Below are 8,385 nucleotides of genomic sequence, written 5' to 3' on the forward strand. Positions count from 1 at the left end.
CGTGACGGGTGAGGTGGCATCCGCGGAGCTGGTCTGCAGCCCGGACTACTGGGTGCGCCACGTCCGCGAGGCCGTCCGCTTCGCCGACGGTGTGACGGCCCTGGCCGAGGCCGGTGCGACCGCGTTCCTCGAGGTGGGTCCGGACGGCGTGCTCGCCGCCATGGCCCAACAGAGCCTTGACGACCACGAGGCCGTCGTCGTCCCCGCCCTGCGCAAGGACCGCCCCGAAGAAACCGCCCTGCTCACCGCCCTCGCCCGGCTCCACGTCGCAGGCATCGGCATCGACTGGGCGGCCTGCTTTGCCGGTATGGGCGCCCGTCGGGTGGATGTCCCGACCTATGCCTTCCAGCACGAGCGGTACTGGCCCACGCTGACGGCCGATCTCGGCGACGTGACTGCCGCAGGCCTCATGCCGGCCGAGCACCCGCTGCTGGGTGCGGCCGTCGCACCGGCCGGTTCGGACGGTGTGCTGTTCACGGGCCGCCTGTCGCTCAACACGCACGCATGGCTCAAGGACCATGCGGTGGGCGGGGCGGTCGTGTTCCCCGCAGCGGCCTTCCTCGAACTCGCCATCCGCGCCGGCGACCAGGTCGGATGCGGCCGGGTCGAGGAACTCGCCCTCGGTACGCCCCTGGTGCTCACCGACGACGGCGCCGTGTTGGTGCAGGTATGGGTGGGCGCTCCCGACGCGTCGGGAGCCCGTGAGGTGAGCCTCTACTCGCAGGCCACGGATGCCATGGATCAGGCGTGGACCGAGCACGCCACGGGTGTTCTCTCCTCGGGTGAGCGGATCGCGACGTTCGACGGTACGGTCTGGCCGCCGCAGGGCGCGACGGCTGTGGACCTGGAGGACTTCTACGACCGCCTCGAGTACGGGCCGGCCCTCCAGGGCCTGCGTGCGGCATGGGTGCGAGGCGACGAGACGTTCGCCGAGGTCGTACTCCCGGGCGAGGTGTCCGGCGATGCCGACCGGTACGGGCTCCACCCGGCCTTGCTGACGGCGGCGGTGCAGGCCGCGACCGGGTTCGCCGGAGCCGGAGCCGAGGGCGCGGGCGAGGAGCAGACGGCCGAGCTGCTGCCGTCTGCCTGGAGCGGTGTCTCACTGCACGCCGGTGGCGCGTCCACGGCGCGGGTGCGTATCGCCAGGACCGGCGACGACTCGGTGTCGATCGCGGTGATCGACGGCGCCGGTGCCCCAGTGCTGTCGGTGGACTCGCTGGTGCTGCGCGCACCGTCCGCGCCGCAGGAGCAGGCGGCCCGTGGTGACCGGCACGGCTCCCTGTTGCGGCTGGAGTGGATTCCGGCTCCGCAGGTACAGGAGACCGAAGGGCTCCGGTGTGTGGCGCTCGGCACCGACGGGTTCGGAGCGGGCATCGCTACGATCGGCTCCCTCTCCGAGCTCGGGAGTGACGAAGCACAGCCGGTGCCGGACCTGGTGCTGGTTCCGGTCCCGGCCGAGGGCGACGAGGTGCCCGGCGCGGTGCATGACGCCACCGCACGGGTCCTGCGACTGGTCCAGGAATGGCTGGCACAGGAGCGCTTCTCGGCGTCCCGGCTCGTGTTCGTCACCCGTAACGCCGTGTGTGCCCATGAGGGCGATGCGGTGCAGGACCTGGCGGCCGGCGCTGCCTGGGGTCTGCTGCGTGCTGCCCAGTCGGAGAACCCCGACCGGTTCGTGCTCCTCGACATCGCGGGGAACGACGCCTCGCCTGCGCTGACGGATGCCCTTCCGGTCCTCCCGCTCCTGCCCGGTCTGTTGACCACCGGCGATGCCCAGTTCGTGGTGCGCGGGGGACAGGTACGGGTCGGACGGCTGGCGCGCCTCACGACGGGCGCGGTGTCGACTCCGGAATGGGCTCCCGAAGGGACGGTGCTGATCACCGGTGGTACCGGTGGTCTCGGTGGCGAGCTCGCACGGCACTTGGTGGCCGAGCGCGGTGTGAAGCACCTGTTGCTGGTGAGCCGCCGTGGTGTGGAGGCACCGGGTGCGGTGGAGCTGCGGGCTGAGCTGATTGCTCAGGGAGCCGACGTTTCAGTCGTGGCATGCGATGTCGCTGATGCGAGTGCCGTTGCGGATCTGCTGGCGGGAGTCCCGTCGGAGCATCCGCTGACCGCGGTGATTCACACGGCGGGTGTGCTGGACGACGGCGTGGTGACGTCGTTGTCGCCGGAGCGTCTCTCGGCTGTGCTGCGGCCGAAGGTGGATGCGGCGTGGAACCTTCACCGGGCCACTCAGGGTCTCGACCTGGCCGCGTTCATCACGTACTCCTCCATCTCGGGTGTGATGGGCAGTGCGGGCCAGGGCAACTACGCCGCCGGCAATGTCTTCCTCGACGTACTGGCCCAATTCCGCAGGTCGCAGGGGCTGGCGGCGCAGTCCTTGGCGTGGGGCGCGTGGGCGCAGACCAGCGGCATGACGGGCACGCTGTCCGAGGCCGACATGCAGCGCATCGCGGCCTCCGGCGTCCCCCCGCTGTCGGTGGAGCAGGGCCTGGCCCTGTTCGACGCCGCCACGGCGTCCGACGAGGCGTACATCGTGCCCATCGGCCCGGCTCCGGCCGGCGGCACCGCGCGCATGCGCGGTCAGGTGCCGGCAGTGCTGCGGGGCTTGATCAAGGGAGCCCGGCGTGCGGCCGCGACGGCCGCCGGAGGTGCCGGTACGGCGGCGACGCTCGCACGCCAGCTCCTGGCCATGGGCGAGGAGGAGCGCGGCCGGTTCGCCGCGGACCTCGTACGAACCGAAGCCGCGGCCGTCCTCGGACATGCCTCCGCCAAGGCGATCGACGTGGGCCGGGAGTTCAGGGAACTGGGCTTCGACTCACTGACCGCGCTGGAGCTGCGCAATCGTCTGACCGTCGTCACCGGCCTCAGGCTCCCGGCAACCCTGATCTTCGACTACCCCACCCCCACCACGCTCGCCAGGCACCTCGCCGGAGAGCTGCTGGACGAGCACGCGGACGCGGACACTGCGGACACTGGCGTTGCCGTGGACGCCCGACGATTCGCCGACGAGCCGATCGCCATCGTCGGGATGGCGTGCCGGATGCCCGGTGGGGTGCGTTCGCCGGAAGACCTCTGGCAGATGCTCCTGGAGGGGCAGGACGCGATCGGCGGCTTCCCCACGGACCGGGGCTGGGACCTGGACGCGCTGTTCGGCAGCAATCCGGAAGGCCGAGGCGTCAGCGCCACGCGACGCGGCGGGTTCCTCCAGGGAGTGGGGGAGTTCGACGCCGGGTTCTTCGGGATCTCGCCGCGCGAAGCGCTGGCGATGGACCCCCAGCAACGGTTGCTGCTCGAGACCACCTGGGAAGCGATCGAACGCGCGGCGATCGACCCCGCGGCTCTGCGGGGGAGCAGCACCGGTGTCTTCGTCGGCACCACCGGCCAGGACTACGCCACGCTGGTGATGAATTCCCGGGAGGACGTGGAGGGCCACGCGAGTACCGGCCTCGCCAACAGCGTCATTTCCGGGCGCCTTTCCTACACGTTCGGTTTCGAAGGACCGGCGGTCACGGTCGACACCGCCTGTTCCTCCTCACTTGTGGCGCTGCACCTCGCCTCGCAGTCGTTGCGCAACGGCGAGACCTCGCTCGCCCTGGCCGGCGGTGTGACGGTCCTGTCCACGCCCATGAGCTTCGCGGGCTTCAGCCGCCAGGGTGGCCTGGCCACGGACGGCCGGTGCAAGGCGTTCGCCGACGCGGCCGATGGCACGGGCTGGTCCGAGGGTGTCGGTGTGCTGGTGCTGGAGCGGTTGTCGGATGCGCGGCGTAATGGTCACCGTGTGCTGGCTGTGGTGCGTGGTTCTGCGGTTAATCAGGATGGCGCGTCGAATGGTTTGACGGCGCCTAATGGTCCGTCGCAGCAGCGGGTGATTCGCCAGGCGTTGGCGAGTGGTGGGTTGTCGGCTGCGGATGTCGATGTGGTTGAGGCGCACGGTACGGGTACGACGTTGGGTGATCCGATCGAGGCTCAGGCGCTGCTGGCGACGTATGGCCAGGAGCGGCCGGAGGAGCGGCCGTTGTGGCTGGGTTCGGTGAAGTCGAACCTTGGTCATACGCAGGCCGCGGCCGGTGTCGCGGGTGTGATCAAGATGGTCATGGCGATGCGGCACGGTGTGCTGCCGAAGACGCTGCACGTGGACGCTCCGTCCTCGCACGTGGACTGGTCGGCGGGCGCGGTGGAGCTTTTGACGGAGCACACGTCGTGGCCCGAGGTGGACCGGCCGTGGCGCGCGGGCGTGTCGTCGTTCGGGCTGAGCGGGACGAACGCGCATGTGGTGCTGGAGCAGGCGGGCCCGGCCGAGGCCCTCGCTGAGCAGCAGCCCGCAGCGTCGCAGACCCCGTCGCCTGCAGTGGTGCCGTGGCTGGTGTCGGCGAAGTCCGAGGATGCGCTGGCGGAGCAGCTGGAGCGGGTGTCGGCGTTGGAGGGGCTGTCCCCGGCCGATGTGGGCTTCTCCCTGGCGACGGGCCGGTCGACGTTTGGACAGCGTGCGGTGCTGCTGGCTGATGGTGATGCTGTCACCGAGGTGGCGCGTGGCGCGGCGACGGGTGACCGGACGCTGGCTGTCCTCTTCTCGGGGCAGGGTTCGCAGCGGGTGGGGATGGGTCGTGAGTTGTACGGCCGGTTCCCGGTGTTCGCGGAGGCGCTGGATGCGGTGCTGGAGCGGATGGACGGCTCGCTGCGGGAGGTGCTGTTCGGCGATGACACAGCAGAGCGGCTGAACGAGACCGGGTTTACGCAGCCTGCGCTGTTCGCGGTCGAGGTGGCGCTGTTCCGTCTCGTAGAGTCCTGGGGCGTACGCCCGGACTTTGTGGCCGGTCATTCCATCGGTGAGATCGCTGCCGCGCATGTCGCCGGGGTGCTGTCTCTGGACGATGCGTGCGCTCTTGTTGATGCCCGGGCGCGGTTGATGCAGGCGCTGCCTGCCGGCGGTGCGATGGTCGCGGTCCAGGCGGCCGAGGCCGAGGTGGCTGACCGTCTTGTCGAGGGTGTCTCCATCGCAGCGGTCAACGGCCCCAAGGCGGTCGTCATCGCCGGTGACGAAGCCGCGGTGCTCCGGATCGCGGAGAAGTTTGCCGCCGAGGGCCGCAAGACGCAGCGTCTGTCGGTCAGCCACGCTTTCCACTCCCCGCTGATGGATCCGATGTTGGAGGAGTTCCGGCAGGTCGCGTCGACGCTGTCCTACTCCGCGCCGAAGATCCCGCTCGTATCGAACGTGACGGGTGAGGTGGCATCCGCGGAGCTGGTCTGCAGCCCGGACTACTGGGTGCGCCACGTCCGCGAAGCCGTCCGCTTCGCCGACGGCGTGCAGACGCTCGCCGACGCCGGTGCGACCGCGTTCCTCGAGGTGGGCCCGGACGGCGTGCTCGCCGCCATGGCCCAGCAGAGCCTTGACGACCACGAGGCTGTCGTCGTCCCCGCCCTGCGCAAGGACCGGCCGGAGGAGACCTCGCTGCTCACCGCCCTCGCCCGGTTGCACGTGGCGGGCGTCGACGTGGACTGGTCGGCCCTCTTCACCGGCACCGGCGCCCGCCGCGTCGACCTGCCGACGTACGCCTTCCAGCACGAGCGCTACTGGCCCAGGCCCGCTGCCTACACGGGTGATGTGACGTCCGCCGGTCTCCGGCCCGCCGAGCATCCGCTCCTTGGCGCGGCGATCGCACTGGCGGGCTCCGAAGGCGCGTTGTTCACGGGCAGGCTTTCGCTGCAGACCCACGCGTGGCTCTCCGAGCACACGGTCGGCGGTGCTGTGGTCTTCCCGGCCTCCGGGTTCCTGGAGCTGGCCGTCCGCGCCGGCGACCAGGTCGGTTGCGACCGGGTCGAAGAGCTCGGTCTCACCGAGCCGCTCGTCCTGGCAGAGGGCGACGCCGTGGTCCTCCAGGTCCGCGTGGGTGCCCCGGACGAGTCCGGGGCCCGCGAGGTGAGCTTCTACTCCCGCCCCGAAAGCGCCGACGACGACCAGGCGTGGACCGGGCACGCCAGTGGTGTGCTGGCCGCGGGCGAGCTGACTGCCGAGTTCGACGCGTCGGTCTGGCCGCCGCAGGGTGCTGTCGCCGTCGATCTGGCGGGCTTCTACGACGACGCGACCGACATCGGTCCGGTGTTCCAGGGGCTGCGTGCCGTCTGGACGCTGGGCGACGAGGCATATGTCGACATCGCGCTGCCGGACCAGGCGGACGATGCCCAGTACTTCGGGCTTCACCCGGCGCTCCTGGAAGCGATGGTGCAGGCCGTCGGGTTCGCGGGACTGGACGACGAGGAGCAGCAGCTCACCGCACAGTCGTGGAACGGCGTCTCGCTCCACGCCGCCGGCGCCTCGGCCGTACGGGCACGCATTGCGAGGACCGGGGAGAACTCGGTGTCGATCGCGGCGGTCGACGGCTCCGGTGCTCCGGTGCTGTCGGTGGAATCGCTGGCCCTGCGGGTCCTCCCGGATGCCGAAGTGTCCACTGCCCGCGGCGCCGACGAAGGTTCGCTGCTGAGGCTGGAGTGGGTGCCGGCACCGGAAGGCAACGCTTCCGAAGGCGTCCGCTACGGAACCGTGGCTGTCGGCGCCGAGGGACTGGCTGCTCTGGACGGGCCGGTTCCGGAGCTGGTCCTGGCCTCCGTGCCCCGTATGGGCAGCGACGCCGCCGGCGATGACGTACCCGCGACGGTGCACGAGCTCACGGCCCGGGTGCTGGGCCTGCTGCAGGAGTGGCTCGCCGAGAGCCGGTTCGCCGCGTCGCAGCTGGTGTTCGTGACCCGCGGCGCCGTCTCCGCTCACGCCGGCGACGGCGTCGAGGACCTGGCAGCGGCCGCGGTCCGGGGCCTGGTGCGCTCGGCGCAGTCGGAGAACCCCGGGCGGTTCGTCCTGCTCGACGTCGAGGACGCCGAGGATGTCGAGGACGCCGCCCAGGTACTGCCGGGCCTGCCGGCGCTCCTGGCTGCGGGCGACGCCCAGTTCGTCGTACGGGACGGGATGCTGCACGTCGGCCGGCTCGCCCGTGTCACGGCCGAGGAGACGGCGGTCCCCGCATGGGATGCGGAGGGCACCGTACTGATCACCGGTGGCACGGGTGGGCTCGGCGGCGAGCTGGCACGGCATCTCGTCACCCGGCGCGGTCTGAAGCACCTGCTGCTGGCGAGCCGGCGCGGCGCGAACGCCCCGGGCGCAGTGGAGTTGCGGGCCGAGCTGATCGCCCAGGGCGCCGACGTGACGATCAGCGCGTGCGACACCGCCGACGCGGACGCCGTCGCCGAGTTGGTGGCGGGGGTTCCGGCGGAGCACCCGCTGACCGCCGTGATCCACACGGCCGGTGTCCTCGACGACGGCGTGGTGACCTCCCTGACGCCTAAGCGTCTGTCGGCCGTGCTGCGGCCGAAGGTGGACGCGGCGTGGAACCTTCACCAGGCGACCAAGGGCCTCGACCTCGCCGCGTTCATCACGTACTCCTCCATCTCGGGTGTGATGGGCAGCGCCGGTCAGGGCAATTACGCCGCCGGCAACGTCTTTCTCGACGCCCTCGCCCAGCACCGTGCCGCCCAGGGTCTGTCCGCGCAGTCCCTGGCGTGGGGTGCGTGGGCGCAGGGGAGCGGCATGACGGGCACGCTGTCCGAGGCGGAGATGCAGCGCATCGCGGCCTCCGGCGTTCCCCCGCTGTCGGTGGAGCAGGGCCTGGCGCTGTTCGACGCCGCCACGGCGTGCGACGAGAGCCACCTTGTCCCCATCGGCCCCACCTCCGGTGCCAGGCGGGTGCGGGGCGACGTCCCCGCGCTGCTCCGGGGCCTGGTGAAGAGTGCCCGCCGGTCGGCCGCTTCCACGGCCGGCGGAGCGGCCACCGCGGTCATGTTCACCCGGCGGCTCCGGGAAATGCCGGAAGAGGAACGACCCGGATTCGTGGTCGACCTCGTACGGACCGAAGCCGCCGCCGTCCTCGGCCACGCCTCCTCCAAGGCGGTCGAAGCGAAACGGGAATTCCACGACCTGGGTTTCGATTCGCTGACTGCTGTGGAATTGCGCAACCGACTGTCCACGGCGACAGGACTGCGTCTCTCCGCCACCTTGGTATTCGACTACCCGACCCCCGCCAACCTGGCCGACCACCTCGTCTCGCAGCTCGTGGGCGAGGAGAGCGCCGGGGAAAGCCCCTCACTCCTGGCGGAAATCGACCGCCTGGACTCCACGCTTGCCGCGAGCGAGCCGGACGCCCTCACCAGGGCGGCGGTCGCCAACCGGCTGCTCCACATATTGGAGAAGTGGCGAGAGGGCGACGCGGAAACCACCGGTGCCCATGTCACCGAGCGGATCGAATCCGCCAGCACCGATGAAATTTTCGACTTCATCGACAACGAGCTCGGCCGTCTGAGCGATCGCTGATCCGGCCTCATTATTCACAGGGAAGG

Annotated in this window: 1 protein-coding gene; it reads left to right on the forward strand. The window is 70.9% G+C overall.

The annotated features are described in order from the left end of the window. The first annotated feature begins 13 nt into the window (after positions 1 to 13). Positions 14 to 8,359, forward strand: a complete 8,346-nt coding sequence (locus tag AB0G59_RS26105; RefSeq protein WP_360916236.1) for an SDR family NAD(P)-dependent oxidoreductase — start codon at positions 14 to 16, stop codon at positions 8,357 to 8,359. Positions 8,360 to 8,385: the final 26 nt, after the last annotated feature.

It is taken from the genome of Streptomyces sp. NPDC021096, assembly GCF_040641275.1.
Lineage (GTDB): Bacteria > Actinomycetota > Actinomycetes > Streptomycetales > Streptomycetaceae > Streptomyces.